Source organism: Celeribacter sp. ULVN23_4, assembly GCF_054788345.1.
Genome location: NZ_JBTVYO010000004.1, coordinates 120,556 through 138,522 on the forward strand (window position 1 = coordinate 120,556; position 17,967 = coordinate 138,522).

The 17,967-nt window shown below is 58.8% G+C and carries 17 protein-coding genes; 5 read left to right on the forward strand and 12 right to left on the reverse strand.

Annotated elements, in window-relative coordinates; genetic code table 11:
* The first annotated feature begins 46 nt into the window (after nucleotides 1–46).
* From ACYBHZ_RS11290 to ACYBHZ_RS11305, 4 genes are read left to right on the forward strand one after another with little or no spacing between them, the layout of a single operon-like run.
* The gene (locus tag ACYBHZ_RS11290; RefSeq protein ID WP_460274381.1) at nucleotides 47–1,495 is read left to right on the forward strand and encodes an NAD-dependent succinate-semialdehyde dehydrogenase; all 1,449 of its coding nucleotides are present in this window, start codon (nucleotides 47–49) and stop codon (nucleotides 1,493–1,495) included.
* Between the two features lie 12 nt (nucleotides 1,496–1,507).
* Nucleotides 1,508–2,383, forward strand: a complete 876-nt coding sequence (locus ACYBHZ_RS11295; protein ID WP_460274382.1) for a fumarylacetoacetate hydrolase family protein — start codon at nucleotides 1,508–1,510, stop codon at nucleotides 2,381–2,383.
* Entirely contained in the window at nucleotides 2,383–3,183 is an 801-nt protein-coding gene (gene hpaH, locus ACYBHZ_RS11300) for a 2-oxo-hept-4-ene-1,7-dioate hydratase (protein ID WP_460274383.1), read from the forward strand. The genes ACYBHZ_RS11295 and hpaH overlap by 1 nt, the downstream gene beginning before the upstream one ends.
* Before the next feature lie 11 nt (nucleotides 3,184–3,194).
* Nucleotides 3,195–3,956, forward strand: a complete 762-nt coding sequence (locus ACYBHZ_RS11305) for an aldolase/citrate lyase family protein (protein ID WP_460274384.1) — start codon at nucleotides 3,195–3,197, stop codon at nucleotides 3,954–3,956.
* Nucleotides 3,957–4,525: 569 nt separating this feature from the next.
* On the opposite strand, the gene ACYBHZ_RS11310 is transcribed toward ACYBHZ_RS11305, so the two are convergent.
* The 5 genes from ACYBHZ_RS11310 to ACYBHZ_RS11330 form a co-directional block, all read right to left on the reverse strand.
* Nucleotides 4,526–5,710: an aminotransferase class I/II-fold pyridoxal phosphate-dependent enzyme gene (locus tag ACYBHZ_RS11310; RefSeq protein ID WP_460274385.1), complete on the reverse strand. Its 1,185-nt coding sequence runs from the start codon at nucleotides 5,708–5,710 to the stop codon at nucleotides 4,526–4,528.
* Between the two features lie 54 nt (nucleotides 5,711–5,764).
* The gene (locus ACYBHZ_RS11315; RefSeq protein WP_460274386.1) at nucleotides 5,765–7,252 is read right to left on the reverse strand and encodes a tripartite tricarboxylate transporter permease; all 1,488 of its coding nucleotides are present in this window, start codon (nucleotides 7,250–7,252) and stop codon (nucleotides 5,765–5,767) included.
* A gap of 15 nt (nucleotides 7,253–7,267) precedes the next feature.
* Nucleotides 7,268–7,678, reverse strand: coding sequence for a tripartite tricarboxylate transporter TctB family protein (locus tag ACYBHZ_RS11320; RefSeq protein ID WP_460274387.1), 411 nt, complete (start codon nucleotides 7,676–7,678; stop codon nucleotides 7,268–7,270).
* Between the two features lie 54 nt (nucleotides 7,679–7,732).
* The gene (locus ACYBHZ_RS11325; protein ID WP_460274388.1) at nucleotides 7,733–8,689 is read right to left on the reverse strand and encodes a tripartite tricarboxylate transporter substrate binding protein; all 957 of its coding nucleotides are present in this window, start codon (nucleotides 8,687–8,689) and stop codon (nucleotides 7,733–7,735) included.
* 438 nt (nucleotides 8,690–9,127) lie between these two features.
* A complete protein-coding gene (locus tag ACYBHZ_RS11330; RefSeq protein ID WP_460274389.1) occupies nucleotides 9,128–9,298 on the reverse strand; it encodes a hypothetical protein in 171 nt (56 codons plus the stop codon).
* Between the two features lie 199 nt (nucleotides 9,299–9,497).
* Here ACYBHZ_RS11330 and ACYBHZ_RS11335 point away from each other — a divergent pair, with 199 nt between their 5' ends.
* Nucleotides 9,498–9,695, forward strand: coding sequence for a hypothetical protein (locus tag ACYBHZ_RS11335; RefSeq protein WP_460274390.1), 198 nt, complete (start codon nucleotides 9,498–9,500; stop codon nucleotides 9,693–9,695).
* A 16-nt stretch (nucleotides 9,696–9,711) separates the two neighbouring features.
* Here ACYBHZ_RS11335 and ACYBHZ_RS11340 read toward each other — a convergent pair whose 3' ends face one another.
* From ACYBHZ_RS11340 to ACYBHZ_RS11370, 7 genes are all read right to left on the reverse strand, one after another.
* Entirely contained in the window at nucleotides 9,712–10,893 is a 1,182-nt protein-coding gene (locus ACYBHZ_RS11340) for an alpha-hydroxy acid oxidase (protein ID WP_460274391.1), read from the reverse strand.
* Between the two features lie 87 nt (nucleotides 10,894–10,980).
* The gene (locus ACYBHZ_RS11345) at nucleotides 10,981–11,970 is read right to left on the reverse strand and encodes a TAXI family TRAP transporter solute-binding subunit (RefSeq protein WP_460274392.1); all 990 of its coding nucleotides are present in this window, start codon (nucleotides 11,968–11,970) and stop codon (nucleotides 10,981–10,983) included.
* Nucleotides 11,971–12,083: 113 nt separating this feature from the next.
* Nucleotides 12,084–13,298, reverse strand: a complete 1,215-nt coding sequence (locus tag ACYBHZ_RS11350; protein WP_460274393.1) for an MFS transporter — start codon at nucleotides 13,296–13,298, stop codon at nucleotides 12,084–12,086.
* A 140-nt stretch (nucleotides 13,299–13,438) separates the two neighbouring features.
* Entirely contained in the window at nucleotides 13,439–15,052 is a 1,614-nt protein-coding gene (locus ACYBHZ_RS11355; protein WP_460274394.1) for a GMC family oxidoreductase, read from the reverse strand.
* Nucleotides 15,053–15,088: 36 nt separating this feature from the next.
* Nucleotides 15,089–16,081: a TAXI family TRAP transporter solute-binding subunit gene (locus tag ACYBHZ_RS11360; protein ID WP_460274395.1), complete on the reverse strand. Its 993-nt coding sequence runs from the start codon at nucleotides 16,079–16,081 to the stop codon at nucleotides 15,089–15,091.
* A gap of 52 nt (nucleotides 16,082–16,133) precedes the next feature.
* On the reverse strand, nucleotides 16,134–16,454 hold the full coding sequence (locus tag ACYBHZ_RS11365; RefSeq protein WP_460274396.1) for a 2Fe-2S iron-sulfur cluster-binding protein: 321 nt from the start codon (nucleotides 16,452–16,454) through the stop codon (nucleotides 16,134–16,136).
* A gap of 28 nt (nucleotides 16,455–16,482) precedes the next feature.
* On the reverse strand, nucleotides 16,483–17,967 hold the full coding sequence (locus tag ACYBHZ_RS11370) for an aldehyde dehydrogenase family protein (protein WP_460274397.1): 1,485 nt from the start codon (nucleotides 17,965–17,967) through the stop codon (nucleotides 16,483–16,485).

Genomic DNA, 17,967 nt, shown 5'->3' on the forward strand with positions numbered 1-17,967 from the left:
CCGTGCCTGTCCCTTCCCTACAAGACCTGTTTTCGAGGACATCCCCATGCTCAAAGACCCGACACTGATGAAAGAGGCCGCCCTTGTGGGGGCCGAGTGGATCGCCGCTGGCGACGACGGGATCAAAGTGACCAATCCGGCCACGGGCGAGGTGATCGGTCGCGTGCCGCGTCTGGGCGCGAAAGAGACCGAAGCCGCCATTGCGAGCGCTGAGACGGCACAAAAAGACTGGGCTGCCAAAACCGCGAAAGAGCGCGCCACCGTGCTGCGCCGCTGGTATGACCTGATGGTGGAAAACGCCGACGATCTGGCGGAAATCCTGACCCTCGAACAGGGCAAACCTTTGGCAGAGGCCAAGGGCGAAATTCTCTACGGCGCCTCCTTCATCGAATGGTTCGCCGAAGAAGCCCGCCGGGTGTACGGCGACGTCATTCCGGGCCATGCTGCCGACAAGCGCATCGTGGTCATCAAACAGCCCATCGGCGTTGTCGCCGCGATCACGCCGTGGAACTTCCCCAACGCGATGATCACCCGCAAGGCGGGCCCTGCGCTGGCTGCGGGCTGTGCCATCGTGCTGAAACCCGCCGGTCAAACGCCGTTCTCCGCCATCGCTTTGGCGGTCCTCGCCGAACGTGCGGGCCTGCCCTCTGGTCTCTTCTCAGTGCTCACCGGCTCCGCGCGGGAGATCGGCGGTGTGATGACCAGCTCGGATGTGGTGCGCAAGCTGACCTTCACCGGCTCGACCGAAGTGGGTGTGGAACTCATGCGCCAGTGCGCCCCGACCGTGAAGAAACTCGCGCTTGAACTGGGCGGCAACGCGCCGTTCATCGTGTTCGATGATGCCGATATCGATGCGGCGGTCGAAGGCGCGATCATCTCCAAATTCCGCAACAATGGCCAGACCTGCGTCTGCGCCAACCGCATCTATGTGCAATCCGCCGTCTATGACGCATTCGCCGAGAAACTCGGCAAGCGCCTTTCGACGCTGAAAGTCGGCGACGGCATGGAGGCGGACACCGTGTTCGGCCCGCTGATTGACGACAACGCCGTCGCCAAGGTCCAAGACCATATCGCCGATGCCACCGCCAAAGGCGCCACGGTCATTCAGGGCGGCAAACCGCACGCATTGGGCGGGCTGTTCTTCGAGCCGACCGTGATCAAAGGCGTGACCCAGGACATGGCGGTCGCGACCGAGGAAACCTTTGGCCCTGTCGCGCCCTTGTTCAAATTCGACACGGACGCCGATGTCGTGGCCATGTCCAACGACACCGAATTCGGCCTCGCCTCCTATTTCTACACCCGTGATCTCGCACGCGCGTGGAAGGTCGGCGAACAGCTCGAATACGGCATGGTCGGCATCAACACCGGTCTCATCTCTACTGCCGAAGCCCCCTTCGGCGGGATCAAATCCTCGGGTCTGGGCCGCGAAGGCTCCAAATACGGCATCGAGGAATTCGTTGAAATCAAATATCTCTGCTTCGGCGGGATCGTCTGAGGAGGACGCCCTATGAAACCCATTCCAGCCCGCATTGCCGCCTTCCACGCCAATGGCGCCGACCGCTACGGCGTGGTCACTGACGCCGGCATCATCGACATGACGCCCGAATACGGCAGCCGTTTCGCCACGCTGCAAGAGGTGGTCGAGGCAGGTGCGCTCGAAGAGGTGCTCAAATCCTCCGAAGGCCGCGCGCCGAGTTACCGCGAAGAGGATGTCACCTACCTCATCCCGATCGCGAGGCCGGAAAAGCTGATCTGTATCGGCGTGAACTTCCCGGATCGCAACGCAGAATACAAAGACGGCACCACGGACGCGAAATCCTACCCGTCGATGTTCATCCGTTTCCCGCGCTCCTTCACCGGCCATAACGGCAACATGGTGCGCCCGCCGGAGAGCGAACAGCTCGATTACGAAGGCGAAGTCACCATCGTGATCGGCAAAGGCGGTCGCCGCATCGCCCGCGAGGACGCCTATGACCACATCGCCGCGCTGACGCTTTGTAACGAAGGCACGATCCGCGATTGGGTCCGTCATGCGAAGTTCAACGTGACCCAAGGCAAGAACTGGGACAGCACCGGGTCCATCGGTCCGTGGCTTGTGCCCTTCCGCTCCGCCGATCAGTTGGACGACATCGAACTGACCACCCGCGTGAACGGCGAAGTGCGTCAGAACGACCGCACCTCGCGCATGATGTACGACTTCCGCTACATCGTGAACTACGTCTCCACCTACTGCACGCTGGTGCCGGGCGACGTTATCGTCTGCGGCACGCCGACGGGCGCAGGTGCACGCTTCGATCCGCCGATCTGGCTCAAGCCCGGCGACGTGGTCGAGGTCGAAGCCGAAGGCATCGGCATCCTGCGCAACGGTGTGGAGGACGAGTGATGCTCGCCCAATCAGACATTGAAACCGCAGCAGCCGCGCTTCTTGCGGCTGAGGAGACGCGCGAACAGATCGGGCTTTTGTCGCTGAAACACCCGGAGATCACGCTGGACGACGCCTATGCGATCCAATCTGCGCAAATGGCGCAGAAACTGGCGCAGGGCCGCGAGATCATCGGCTGGAAAATCGGCCTGACCTCGAAAGTCATGCAGGATGCTCTGGGGATCACGACGCCGGACAGCGGCGTGATCTATGACGATATGGATTTCGCGGATGGCTGCACCGTGCCTGCCGACCGCTTTATCCAACCGCGCATCGAGGCCGAGATTGCGTTTGTCATGAAAGCCCCGCTTGAGGGCAAGGTCACGCGCGAGGACGTTTTGGCGGCGACCGATTTCGTGGCGCCTGCCATCGAAATCCTCGACACCCGCATCCTGCGCACCGACCCGGAAACCGGCAAGACGCGCGTCATCTTTGACACCGTGTCGGACAATGCCGCCAACGGGGGCATCGTTTTGGGGCCGCAGAAACACGCGCCCGAAGCGTTTGATCTGCGCTGGGTCGGGGCCATTCTGACCAAGAACGACGAGGTGGTTTCCACCGGTCTCGGCGCGGCTGTGCTCAATGATCCGGTGATGGGCATCGTCTGGCTGTCTGAGCGCATGGGCCAATACGGCCAGCGCATCGAGGCGGGTCAGGTTGTGCTCGCGGGGTCTTTCATCGCGCCGATCGAATGCCCCTCTGGAACACGGATCGAGGCCGATTACGGCCCCTTCGGCACCGTGTCCGTCAATTTCGAATAAGGGAGGATCACATGCCTGCTTCAAAAAACACCTTCAAAGCCCGTCTCAAGGCGGGTGACGTTCAAATCGGCCTCTGGCTGGGCTTTGGCGATCCCTCCGTGACCGAACTGGCGGCGGGAACCGGCTTTGACTGGCTCCTGATCGACGGTGAACACGGCCCCAACGGTCTACGCGATGTGCTCGCACAACTGCGTAGCGCCGGCGACAAAAGCCAGATCGTCGTGCGCACCCGTGACGACAACCGCGCCGAGATCAAACAGATGCTCGACATCGGCGCGCAGACCCTGCTCGTGCCGATGATTGAAAGCGGCGATCAGGCCGCCGAAGTCGTCCGTTCGATGAAATACCCGCCTGTTGGCGTCCGCGGCGTCGGCGCGGCTTTGGCGCGCGCGTCCGAGTACAATGCCATCCCCGATTACCTGCAAACCGCGAATGACGAGGTCTGTGTCCTCGTTCAGGTCGAGAGCATGGCAGGTATCGAGGCGCTCGACGCGATTCTCGGCATTGAAGGCATCGACGGCGTCTTTGTCGGCCCCGCCGATCTGGCCGCCGATATGGGCTATCTCGGCAAACCCGGCGCGCCCGAGGTGCAGGCCGTGGTGGTCGACACGCTCAAGCGCATCAAGGCGGCGGGCAAAGCAGCGGGCATTTTGACGTCCGATCAAACACTTGCGCAATCCTACCGCGAGATGGGCGTCGAATTCCTCGCCGTCGGTTCCGATGTCGGTGTGCTTCGGGCGGGCCTTTTGGGTCTGAAAACCAAGTTTTCCTGACGTCACTGTGAACGATCTGTGGCGGGCGATGCTTGCCCGCCACAAGATTAGCCACATCGATGGCACAAGCCTCCGGTCAGAAGCGGCACCGAAACCTGTCTGACAGGATTACACCCTACCCGTTGCCTGCCTGATCGCTGGCCTTTGAGGTCATGCGGGAACGTGGTTCCGATGATACCGTGGTCAGGACTATCGCTGGTTTTGACCAAGCCGGCCAACGAGATGGGCACATCGGAATTACATCGAACCGGCATCATGTTGGCAGTCATCGCGCTGGCCACGAACCGAAGGATGATCCCTAAGAACCTTAGCCGTAGGCAGCGATAGAAACCAGGCCACCAAGAATATCAAAGAAACTCTGCGGAGAACCATTAGTTGTCCCCGTCAACGACCTTGACCAAGGTCGCTGACGGGGCGGTGCATGCGTCTGAGCCTTGTGGCATTGATCACGTTTGCTAAAGCGTTTCGACTTTAACTTGATCTATCACATAAAGTCGAAACGCCCGCTCCGCTTGGACGTTGCTCCGCGTTTCTGCTCAAACCCTGATTCAGGTTTAACTAGAAACGCTTTAAGAAGCCAAGACACAGGAAACACTGGCTGCAATATACTCGATCCTATCCTCTGGAAGGCAGGCTATGTTCAACCGCCCGTTCGGAAGCACATAAATGCCGAATTCTTTCTTTAATTTTTCTGCCTGTAAGGCGTTGATGGGCAGCAGAGCGAACATGCCGCTGCCGCTTTCCAGGACTTGGCTTATCTCGCCAAAACCCCGGCTGCGCAAACCGGCGGCAAAGCGTGTCCGAAGGCGTTTGATCCGGGTACGGTAACCGCGCAGCTCTTCTTGCCAGACATCGAAAAGCCCAATGTCCGAGAAGATCATGTCTACGACCCGTGCGCCGTGTGCCGCCGGGAAGGAATAGCTTGTTCGGGCTGCAGCAAAGCAGAGGCCTAGTGTGTTTGCCAAACTAGTTTCGTCGTCGCCAAAAAGATAGGCTGCTCCGAGACGTTCATTGTAGATACCGAAAGATTTCGAAAAGCTTAGCGCGAGCATCACCTCGGGCAGTGTCTTGAGGAAGATTTCAAGCCGTTTCAGGTCGGCCACATAGCTTTCATCGAAGCCAAGGTAGGCGGCGTCGATGATTACTCCAAGCTCTTTGTCCCGGATGAATTCCGCAATCTGAGACAGTTCCGCTTTGGTCGCGTCTACCCCGGTAGGGTTGTGGCACGAAAGTTGATAGACAATAATATCCCCAGCCCGGGCATTGCTCAAGCTCTCCAGCATTCGTGTCAAACTGAATAGCCCGTCTTCGCCCAAATAGTCATAGTGGCAGATGTCGAAACCGCAGGCCTTGGCGATACCCACATGATTGGCCCAGCCCTCTTTGGGGACCCAAAGTCGCGCCTGGGGTGCCAAGGTCTTCGCGGTCTCGATTAAGATGCGCAGCGCCGCGGATCCGCCGACAGTCTGCAACCCCATGACATTCTTTCCGTAGCTGCGTTCGGGAAAGAAGCGATCTGTAAATCCGCGCAGTAGATTAGCGCTACCCGCAAAGGCACCGTATTCTTTTGAGGAGTTCTGCACTGCCAAAGCGGTTTCTGCTTTGTGCACCGCCGCCATTACCGGGGTATGCCCCTCTTCATCACGATATACACCGATGCTAAGATCGATCTTGTCTGTCCTTGGGTCATTGTGGAATTGCTCGATCAGTTCGAGCACGGGCTCGACGCGGCTGATTTGGGCGTTTTTAAACATCAGCTGGCTCCATTGGTAGATTGGATTGAAAGGTTGCCGTTTCGAAAAACATCATCACTTCCTCTTGCGGTTCGAGAGGGCTTGCGAGGCAACCACGAAAATTGCCATGCATAGCAGGATGATCGCGATCGGATGACCCATGATCGCCGCCGGATGGCCGTCAAGAATTACCAGTGTTTGAGCCAAGCTGCGCTCGAACTGCGGCCCCAGGAAGAAGGCGATGACAAAGACAACGACTGAGATGTGAATGGTTGTCATCAGCCAGCCGAGCGCGGCACCAATCACCATGATCGCGACGCCGAAAACACTACCGGTGGAGATGTAGGTGCCTGCGATGCACAACACCATCGCCGCCGGATAGATCACCGAGGTCGGCGCGGAAATGACCCGGGTCCAGAGTTTGATTCCCCAGAGGCCAGCAAAGAGATTGACCACATTCGCAAGCAGCATCGACCCGAAGAGACCATAGACCAGCCGTCCCTGTTCTTGAAAAAGCAACGGCCCCGGCTGGATGCCATGAAGAATGAAAGCCGAAATCACCAGCGCTGCCGATACCGATCCAGGGATGCCGAGCGTCAGCATCGGGATAAGATTGGCCCCCATCACAGCCGAATTCGCGGATTCCGTTGCAGCGACCCCTTCAATGGCACCTTGACCGAAGGCCTCCGGCGTTTTGCTGCGTCGTTTGGTCGATGTATAGCTCATAAAGGCGGCCACGGTCGATCCAATGCCGGGCACCGCGCCGATTGCCGTTCCAATCGCAGTACCGCGCAGTAACACAAACTTGCAGGACCAGTATTCCGAAAAGGATACCCGGCGGTCTTCGCGTCGGTCCGAGGAAGGAACGAGCCCAGCTGTAATCGGTTGACTGCGCAAGGCGGAAGCGCGGCGCAGAATTTCGCTGGCCGACAACAGCCCTACAGCCGCAGGCACGACCGGGATCCCATCGAACAATTCATAGTAGCCGAAATAGAGCCGGGGCGTGGCATGCTGCGGATCAAGTCCGACCGTGGCTGCCAGCAACCCAAGGAAAGCAGCAATCAATCCCTTGGAGACCGTCTCACCCACCAGTCCCGCGATTACTGAGAAAGCCAGGATCATCAACGCCAGAATCTCCACAGGGCCCATCTTCAGTGCCATGACCGCCAGCGGAGCCGAGACGGTGATCAGCACGATGTCGGAAATTGTGTCGCCAGTGACAGAGGAATAAAGTGCCATCTTCATGGCCTTCATCGACTTCCCTTTCCGAGCTAGCGGGTAGCCGTCCATTGCAGTTGCCGCTGCATCCGCCGTGCCGGGGGTGTTCAGTAGGATTGCTGGGATCGCCCCGCCGACCAGGCCGCCTTTAGCAACACCCACGATCATTGCAATGGCTGCCAATGGTTCTAGGGTAAAAGTAAAGGGAATTGCTATCGCCATCACGATCACTGCGCCAATGCCAGGCAGCGCGCCGACGAATTGACCCAAGATCACGCCGATGGCAATGAAGGCAATATTATACAGCGTGAGTGCGTCAGTCAGACCGTTGATTACGTCTGTCATGCTCGTGCCTTTCGCTTAGAAGAGCTCCCGTTGCAGTGCAACGGAGAATAGAAGCCAGATACCAATGGGCACAATAATTGCGGCAGCGATCCATATGATGCGCCGCTCACGGGCAAGCGCAAGAAACCCGGAAGTAAGTGCGATGCCCCCGACGATGAAGTGGGCCCAAGACATAAGGGCAATCGAGGCGACCAAGATTACAAACGAAACGGCAAGGGGCAGAATGTCTTGCCCTCCTTCGACCGCCTTCAACTTGCCGGAAAAGATCATCGGGAGCGAGAACAACCCAATGCCCATTGATGAAATAAGAGGAAGTAGGTCGGGTTGCAGCCCGTAACCAGCAGTTTGTGTGTTGTTGGGTATAATCCAAAACCCAAGCAGCAAAGCGAACACCAGCAAAGCGCTGCCTGCGATCCTATCGTACATGTCTCACCTGTTGAATTGTCGGCGGAGAAGCGCAATGCTCTCCGCCAGTTTTATTTATTTGGCTTTTTCAACCATATCTTTGATGCTTGTGAGGCCATCGATCAGCATGTCCCGTGTTGCGGGACCGTTCATGTCCAGCGGTTCGGAATTGAAGGCACCTTGAATCACGGCCGCGGTACTCTCGGAGGCCATAGCTTTCTGGACAGCATCGGTGAGGGCGGTGCGGATATCCTCCGGCAAGTCTTTGGGTGCGGCGATGTACCAGATGGGTCGCACGACATAGTCATAGCCTTGCTCGCTCATGGAGCCTACTTTGGGGGCATAGCTATGCGCCGTCTTGGTGGCGGTCGCGACCAGCTTCAAATCTCCGCTTTTGACATATGGGATATGCGCTCCATCCACGAAGCCTGCCTCAACGTGACCGCCGAGAAGAGATGTGATGACTTCAGCTCCTGAATTGTGACTGACCAACTTGAAACGTGCCTCGGGATTGTCACTGGTCACAGCGGACAGCAGCATTTCGTTTGTCGGAGAGTCAGAGCCGACCAGAAGCCCCTCATCGCTCTTGGCCTTTTCCAGAAGGTCCGAAAAATTCGTGAATTGAGAGTCAGCGCGCACTGCGATCGCCTTGGGAGCCTCTGTGATCGAGGCGATATACGTGAAGCTATCAATGTCGAACGGCAACTCTTCGGCTCGCTTGGCCAGGTTCACCCAGATTGGTGTGCTAACGCCCAGACCGATGGTCAGCCCATCTGGCTTAGCCGCCAGCATGGACGAGAACATCGCAATGCCACCGCCGCCCGGCTTGTTTTCCGCCACCACGGTCCAACCGGTTGCCTTTTCGATATCCATCGCCAGCGCCCGGCCGAGCGTATCGGTGGACCCGCCGGCACCGAAACCGATTTGAAGTTTGATCGCCTTGTCTGGCGCCCAAGAGGTTTCAGCCGACGCCGCACCGGAGAAGGTCGCAACAACAAATGTTGCGACTAGCATCTTCTTAAAAATCTTCATGTTTATTGACCTTCCTGTTGCCGAGTTATCGGGCATTTTCGCTATGAGTTAACATGTTAACCTTATGGCGAAGCGCTGTCGACTATTTTCTGTGCATTTGTAGCCGTCTTCGGAGTGCGCCTTCTATCGAAAATATAAGCAATTGTAATCGTTATTATTTGTTCGGCACCGCGTCCTTCATTAGATCATTTTTTTGGCACATATGGATGTCCCATGTTTGGCAAGCATGATCTTCAGTTGGTCGACAGGGTCTTAGATCGAACCTGTGTCAGGGCTGTGTTGCAATGTTTTTGCCTTCCATGTTGATTCTGTCACAAACATTTCGGAAGGCTGCCCCCACTTATCCCGCGATTGCAGCGAATTTCTGAAACGCATTCTTACCTTGCGCCGACAACACGGCCGGCTAATCATGTTGGCGGTCTCAATCCCGGCGAAGGTTTATGCAGCTGAATGGAAGGCCTTGAAGCCCAGTATCGGTCGGGTGATCCGCTTGATAAAACGGCGGTCCTGCTCAATGATGTTGTTGAGCGACTTCACCGGCAAGAGCTCGAACAGCCAGTACCAACCCCTCAGGAGCAGACCGGTATTCATGTTGTCCGCCTCGGCCATATTCGCACCGTTCCGACAGTATGACATCAGGAGTTTGACTGTGTTTTTTGATCGCCCGATGAGATAGCACCTTTACGCCTTCACCTTGAATATAGGCCCCGCCAACGCGCCACGAGCGTCCCATCAGAGATTTTCTCTTTTGCGCTTCACCGTCCATCTGCAGGGCATATTTCACCACCCTGCGGTTTAACGTGATCTGATGTCGATCCGGAAGGACGATATTGACAATCGGCGGGTGCTGGCCTGCATGACCAACGAAGGCACATTGCCCATCTGCCGGATCACATCATCCAGCCACGCGATCCACCGGGCCATCGAAGCCGCATTCGGACAAGGCCGCGTGACGCCTCTGATGGACGAACTCGATACGCTTGGCGACGCTCACGCACCAATCTGAGAGTCCCAAGGGGCGTTCACCCATACATCGCCGACTGTAGCGCCGGGACCGAGACACAGCCGGTCAGACCCATGGTGCGGCGCAGCTCTTCTCTCAGGATATCGATCGCGCGCGCCACGCCAGGAGCGCCATATGCGGCCAAACCATACAGCGTGGCCCGACCGATCATCACGCCATCCGCCGAAAGCGCCATGGCCTTAGCGATATCGCTGCCGGACCGGAGTCCGCCATCGACAAGCAGCGTCATATCGCCAACCGCAGCGCGGATATTTGGTAGGATATCAATTGGGGCCAAGGCTGTGTCTAGCTGCCGCCCGCCGTGATTGCTCAGCACCACGGCATCGCATCCGGCGGCCTTCGCCTGGATTACATCGTCGACAGACATCAACCCCTTGAGGATCAGCTTGCGTGGCCAGACCTGCCTGATCCGGCGCAGCTTGTCCCAGTCGAGGTCTGAATCCAGATTTCCACGCAGCCACTGTCCGGCCGTGGTGACATCGACCTGCCCGCCGGGGATAGCCTCTTTCAGGTTGACGAACCCCGGGGTCGGACCACACAGCCAGTCTCGCAACCAGGCCGGGTGGCGGAATGCTTCGATCTTGCGCAACAAGGTCAGATCGGTCCCCGCGCGATAGCTCCGCTTGTCCCAGGTCCTGTTGCCGAAAACCGATGTATCAACCGTGACCACAAGCGCCTCTGATCCGGCCGCTTCGGCCCGGCGAATGAGGGCTTCGACCTGCAGCATGTCGCGAAAGACGTAGATCTGCATCCAATGCCGGAGGCCGGGGATGCGAGCGACGTCTTCCAGCAAGGCGTTCGAAACAGTGCTTTGCACAAAGGGAATGTTGGCCTGAGCAGCGCTGGCGGCGAGGGCCAGATCGCCGTCGCGCCATGCAAGCCCGTTAAAGCCGGTCGGGGCAATCGCCATAGGAAGCGCGGCGTGTTGGCCCAGTAGATCGCCCCCCGTGTCGACCGCTCCGACCGGGCGCAAAATCCGTTGGATCAGGTGGATGTCATCAAAGGCCCTGCGGTTTCGGGCAAGCGCAATTTCGCGGTCGGCCCCGCCTTCGATATATTCCATGATCACTGCAGGAGCACGCCGATGCGCCCGCGCCCGAAGGTCGTCGATCGAAACGGCTCTTGATGCGGTGCGACCAGTATAGAAATGGCGGAAGCTGCGAGTCTGGGGGGACGGCATCGGTACGATCCTGACTGGTGCCGACCTTCAGTTCAGCGTGGAAGGGAAATCCCCGCGCTATTGGCGCGGGGCATGGTCGGTAGGGGGTTAGAAACGCGCCTGGTTCTGTTCGTGAGCTTCGGACCAGATACCGATTTCCTTGAAGAACCGGATCGAGCCCGGATGATAGGGGATTGACGAATTCGACAACGCCAGCGCGTCTTTAGCCGTGGCCCGAAGCGGACCGATATCGGCCTGAAGCTGTTCCCAGTTGTCGTAGAGTGTCTTGGTCAGCGCATAGGCATCGTCGTCGGAAAGGTCTGCATTGCCGACAACCATCGAGTCATAGGACACGATTGGTGTCTCGCCGACGATATAGGGACGCTTCTCGGTCGGCATGGCCATCGCGGAAGACAGGCCGGAGACCTGGTCGCCGAAGAATTCCGGCGTACCAAGCGATCCGTTTGCAACAACCCGGAGACCGCCGCGCACCGAGGCGTGAGTTTCAGTCAGGACTGGCATCGTCGTCGCAACGGGAGCGGCATCGGCGCGACCTTCGGCCACAGCCGTGATGCCGTCCATCAAGCCGCCGCTGCTCATGAAGTCGACATCGTCGGTGCTTAGTCCGCCAGAGGCAAGAAGCGCGAGATCGATTCGTGTCAGGGCCTGTGATGCGGGGATTTCTCCCATGACGCGTTTGCCCTTAAGGTCTTCCATCTTCTCGATGCCGCTGTCGCCACGGGCAATGAAAGCATAGGGGATGTTCCAGACATTGGCGATGGCGCGCAAATTGGTCAGTGGCCGAGGAAAACCGGCCTCACCCGAATAGGCCAGGCCAGCATCCACGGTTGAGGCCATTCCGAGCGTTAGATCGCCAACAGAAATCGACGGCAAATAGACCGAGGATCCGGCAAAGGGCTGCGCCGTCGAGCGGACCTTGAGTTCTTCCTGAAACAGTTTCGCAAAGCTGCTACCAATCAGATAATAGGTCGAGCCGGACGGGTTCGTGCCGATTGAAATAGATTTGAGTTCAGCCTTCACAGGCATGGCGAGGACGGTCGCGGCGGCAGCCACGGCGCAGAATTTCCAGAGTTTCATTGTCTCCTCCCTGAGACCATTGAATGCAAGTAAGTAAACACGTTAACTATACATGGGGACTCGCACAAGATTTTCTTTGAACCCGTTTGGACTTTAGATCTAGCTCTTAAAACTCATGGATTTATGCCCGACTTCTGGCTGCGCAAAGTCAGCCCGACGATGATGCCCAAACCGCCCAGACCGGCAGTCAGAACGACTACGGCGCTCCATCCATGACCCGCATAGACCACCCCTCCGACGGTGCCGATCAGGCTGCCACCCTGATAGTAGGCGAACAGGTACATCGAAGCCGCCAGCGCCCGTCCGGACTGTGCTGTGCTGCTGACCCACCCGCTGGACGTGCTGTGGGATGCGAACATGCCGAATGTCAGAATGGCCAGGCCGAGAACGAGTAGGAACAACTGGTCCGGCAGGGTCAACAGGAGACCCGTTATCATGACGATCTGGAACCGCCAGAGGTTGGCCGCTGCCCCCGACCGCGCCACCATGCGCCCGGCAACAACTGCGCCAAGCGATCCGCAAATGTAGATTGAAAAGATCAGCCCCACCTGCGTCTGTGTCAGATTGAATGGGGCGGAAACCAGCCTGTAAGTGATGTAGTTGTAGGTCGTGACAAAGCCGCTCATCACCACGAAGCCGATGAAGAACAGTCGAAGTTGTCGGCTATCGGAGAGGATGTGCCGCGCATCCGTAGCAAGGGCTTTCAGCCCCCCTGCACGCGGCACGAAACGGCGCGATCCGGGTAGGGCGGCCCGGAAATAGAGTGCGGCGGAAAGGGCCGCGCAACCAATCAAGGCCACTGCAATGCGCCATCCCCACTGGTCCGCCAAGATTGACGCAAACATACGTCCAAACATGCCCCCCAAAGCGCTGCCGCCGATAAAGAGGCCAAGCGCTCCGCCGAAAGCTTTCGGATCGACCTCTTCGGCGAGATAGGCCATGGTGACCGACTGCACGCCGCTCAGCGTCACGCCCATCAGGGTGCGGATTAACAGGACCGTGCTCCAGTTGGGCGCAAAGGCCATCAGCAGTGTCATCCCGGCCGAGGCAAAGAGCGATGCGCTCATGATCGCCTTGCGTCCGACCGCATCTGACACCGCGCCGGTTGCCAAAAGCGCAAAAGCCATGACCCCGGTGGTTGTCGACAGGGCCAGGCTGCTTTGGGGCGGCGTGACACCGAAGGCATCCGAGAAGACCGGCAGCAGAGACTGCACGTAGTAAAGCAGGCCGAACATCGTGAAACCAGAAGCGAAGAGCGCAAAGCGGAGGCGGCGGAACGCGGGGTTATCGACACAGATCAGATCGACAGAGTCATCGGGGCACGGCATGTGGTTCATCCCTTCGGTCTGCTGAGCACCGCAGGCCCGCCCTCTTCTCCTTGACATGTCCGTGTCCGTTGTGACCCGGCATAGGGACCCCGCCGTTTCTGGCGGAGCCCGTCGACTCGTGACAACAGGTGCTGATCCTGTCAGACATCTTGCAAAATGAACTCAGCGGCACGGCCAGCGATCATCATGACCGGGGCGTTGGTGTTGCCCGACACCAGCGCCGGCATCACCGAACAATCCGCGACGCGCAGCCCCTCGACACCCCGGACCCTCAACTGTGGATCGACGACCGAGGACGGCATGTCACCCATCCGGCAGGTTCCCGCCGGGTGATAGATGGTCCGGGCATGTTTCGTGATTTCAATATCCAGCGAATTCGACCCTGCAGCCGAGGGGATGCCTGCACCGGGCCATACTTCAGAGCCGACGATCTCGGCAAGCGGACCGCAGGCGAAAATTTCGCGCACCAACCGAACGCCACGGCGCAGGGTGTCCATGTCCTCGGGGTCGTCGAGCATCCGTGTCGTGATACGCGGTGCGGCGGTCGGATCGCTTGATGCCAATGACAGCCGTCCTCGGCTTCGGGGGCGCATAGTCATAGGGTTCAGCTGCACTGCGTGGAAATCCAGCGGCGGCTGACCGGGCTTATTGGTCGCGAAGGGTGAGAAGTTGATCTGGACATCCGGCCGACCGTCCCCGTCGGTGTCGACACAGGCCCCCGCTTCGAACAGGTTCGAGGCAAGAAGCCCCTTACGCGTCATCAAATAGCGGGCACCATGGGCCAGAGCCCTCGTTCCGCGATCGTGTCCATAAAGACCGATTGGTTCCCGCAATTTCATGATGACCGGGGTGCCGATGTGATCGTGGAAATTCGCACCCACTTCTGGTGCATCGTGATGGACGGGCAGACCGAGCCGTTCCAAATGGTCCTTGGGCCCAATGCCTGACAGCATGAGCAGTTTGGCACTGCCGAAAGCTCCGGCGGCCAGTATGATTTCTTTTTCCGCTTCGATCCGTGTGAGTTTTCCGTCAATCATGGCCAACACGGCACGGGCCTTCCGGTTCACGATATCGATGGCGGTGGCACGGGCATTCGCAATGACCTCAATATTGTCGCGCCTGCGTGTTGCGCGAAGAAACGTGCTGGCAGCCGACATACGACGCCCTTTTTGGATCGTGGCCTGATAGTGGCCCACCCCTTCCTGCGTAGCACCGTTGAAATCCTCGTTCCATGGCAAGCCATAGTCCAGCGCCGATGCTATTGCTGCCTTGGCAACCGGATGCAATCGGTCCGGCGATTTGACGGGCAAAAGGCCAGTGGTCCCGTGATAGGGACCCGAAAACGTCGCGTTAGCTTCCTGATCGATAAATTTCTGCAAGACATCCTTGTAGCCCCAACCCGTACATCCGTGCAGGCTGGCCCAATCGTCGTAGTCTTGTGCCTGACCGCGCATATAGAGCATCCCGTTCACCGACGATCCGCCTCCGAGAACCCGACCGACCGGCACGACATGCGGTCGACCGTCAAGTGTGGGGTCGGCTTCGGATTGAAACGCAGCCATGTCCGGCGTGCCCCAGGCCTTGAAGAAAGTTCCGGGAATGTGCAGCCACGGGCTTCGATCTTCGCGGCCTTCTTCTATCAACGCGACGGAATAGGTTCCGTCACGGCTTAGAGCTTCGGCGAGGACACAGCCTGCCGATCCCCCGCCGACAATAACGAAATCATATTTACTCAAAGGGCTGGGGGTGTACATCAAGATCACTCCTTATCTTTGACCAATGCGGCAGCATCAGAATTTCGACTGGTTGGCCGCGTGCTCAGATGTCCATAGGCCCAGTTCCTTGTACAAGCGGATCGCGCCCGCATGATACGGGACGGTGGTTGTTGCCATGGCAAGGTCGCTCTGGGACAGGCTACGGAGCGGACCGACTGCTGCCTGAAGGTCTGCCCAATTGTCGTGGATCGTCTTCGTGATTCGATATGCGTCGTCTTCGGACAGGGATTCGTCCGCAATAAGCAGGGCATCGTAGGCCACGATCGGAGTATCGCCCATGATGAAGGGCTTGTTGGGGTCCTCTGCCGCGGTGGCCGTCGAGACGCCGGGCACCTCATTGGCAAAAAAGGCGGCATCCCCCAGTGTCCCGTTCGCGATGATGCGCAGCCCCCCCGGCGTGGAGGCGTTCGCTTCGATCAGAACCGGCATCGTGGTCGCCACAGGGGCGGCATCCGCCCTGCCCTCAACCACGGCGTTGATGCCGTCCATCAGCCCTCCGCTGGTCATGAAGCGCACATCTTCGAGCGCGATGCCCCCCGATCGTACGATGGACTCGTTGATGAAGGTCAATTCCTGAGCGCTTGGGACTTGCCCCATGACCCGTTTGCCCTTGAGGTCATTGGCGCTGACAATCCCGCTGTCGGCCCGCGCAATAAAGGCATAGGGAATGATCCAGACCCGGGCCAGTGTGCGCAGGGAGGTCAACGCCTGCGGATACCCCCCCTCGCCACGATAGGCCATCCCTGCATCCACCGTGGTTGACATGCCCATGACGATATCGCCAAGCGCAATTGACGGCAGATAGACCGAGGACCCTGAAAAAGGCTGTGCCGTGGACCGGATGCCCGTTTCCTCCTGCAGGGTCTTCGCAAAACTGCTGCCGATGAGATAAAAGGTCGACCCCGATGGGTTTGTCCCGATGGTGATGTTTTTTACATCGGCTTTGGCGGGCGTGCCAAGGAGTGCGACGGACATCGTCGCAGCGCATAGTGATCTGAAAAATGTCATTGGTTCTCCTCCCAAATAAACGCCCGCCAAGTATGGCGGGCGCAGTGTTTAATCAGCCTTCATCTCCGGCAACCCGTACGGTCATCCCGTCGAGGTCATCCGTGATCTCGACTTGGCATCCCAAGCGGGAATTCTCCTGCCGCAGGTCCGAGAAATCCAGCATGTCCTCCTCGTCTCCCTCGGGTGGACCGACCTTTTCGAAATAGTCGCCCTCGACGAAGATGTGGCAGGTTGCGCAGGAACATTGCCCGCCGCATTCGGCCACGATGCCTTGGATACCGTTTCGCATCGCAACTTCCATGAGGGTAAGCCCGGTTTCCGCTGCCACAACCTTGGTGGTATCATCTGGTTCGATAAATGTGATCTGAGGCATCCTATGCTCCTGATGTGAGGGCCGTAGATCAGACAGTTCTGATCCAGGCGGTCTTGCGCTTTTGATATTTGCCGATGGCGTCAAGTGAGCGATCAAAGCCGTTGCCGGACTGTCGCTGACCAACCAGCGGCGCGGTGATGTCGGCCCCGCCGTAGCAGTTCACATGCACCACACCCGCCTTGAGGCGCCGGACCATACGATGAGCCCGCGCTATGTCGCGGCTCCACACCCCAGAGGCGAGGCCGTAGACCGTGTTATTAGCCATGCGCACCGCGTCGTCTTCGGTCTCGAAGCGTTGAACCGAGAGTATCGGGCCAAAAACCTCTTCCCGGACGACGGGGCTGTCTTCGCGGGCCTCGATCACGGTTGGTTGGAAGAAAAAGCCCTCGCGTTCGATCTGCGCACCGCCCGTGACGATCCCGTCCCCCGATGCCCGCGCCCGCGCGATGAAATCAGCATTCTTGCGCAGTTGTTGGTCCGTACCGATCGCACCGGCCTGACTGCCCAGATCCAGCGGGTCGCCAACCACGGTCGCCTGCGCGGCCCTCGTAACCTCCGCCATGAAGTCATCGTAGATGCTCGCGTGCACCATCAGGCGGCTGGCGGCGACGCAGACCTGGCCAGAATTGGCAAAGATTGCGCGAGCCGATTGTCGGGCAACTGCGGCAAGATCACCGCAATCCTCAAACACGATATTAGGCGACTTGCCCCCCAATTCCAGATGCACCGGTTTGAAGTTCGACTCGGCGGAGTAACGCAGCAGGTGCCGCCCGACCGCGCCTGACCCGGTAAAGGTCAAAACGTCGACATCGTTGCTGAGGGCTATCGCCTGACCGGCAGTTGCGCCCTGCCCCGTCACGACATTGAAGACGCCATCGGGAACACCCGCCTCAGCTGCCAATTCGGCCAGCCGCAACAGTGTTAGTGAGGCGGCTTCGGACGGTTTGAGCACAACCGAATTGCCCGCCGCCAAGGCCGGTGCGACCTTCCAAGCCCCGATCATCATCGGGAAATTCCATGGCACGATTGCGCCGACCACCCCGGCCGGTTCGCGATGAACAAGGCTCAGCACTTCTGGCCCTGTCGGGGTTATGTCGCCGTTAACCTTGTCCACAGCTTCGGCATAGAACCGGAAGGTGTTCGCGGCACTCATCGGTTCGGCCATGTAAGCCATGGCAATCTCGGTCCCGTTGTCACGCACACCCAGCACGGCCAGTTCTAGCGCATTTTCTTCTATTAGGGCGGCCAGACGGTGCAGGATCTGCTTGCGGCGTGCGGGCGGCATGTCGGCCCAGACGCCTCGGTCGAAACTGGTTCGGGCTGCGGCAATGGCTGCCTCCACATCCGCCAACGAACTATCCGTCAGCGTGGTGATCTGCTGTCCCGTGCTAGGGCTGACGACCACCAGTTCGCCACCGCCGTCGGTCCTCCGCCAGGTCCCGTCGATGAAGTTGCGCATCGCCGGGATCGGACGTTCCCGCAGCGCGTCGATCTGTATCTGATCAAGGCTCAT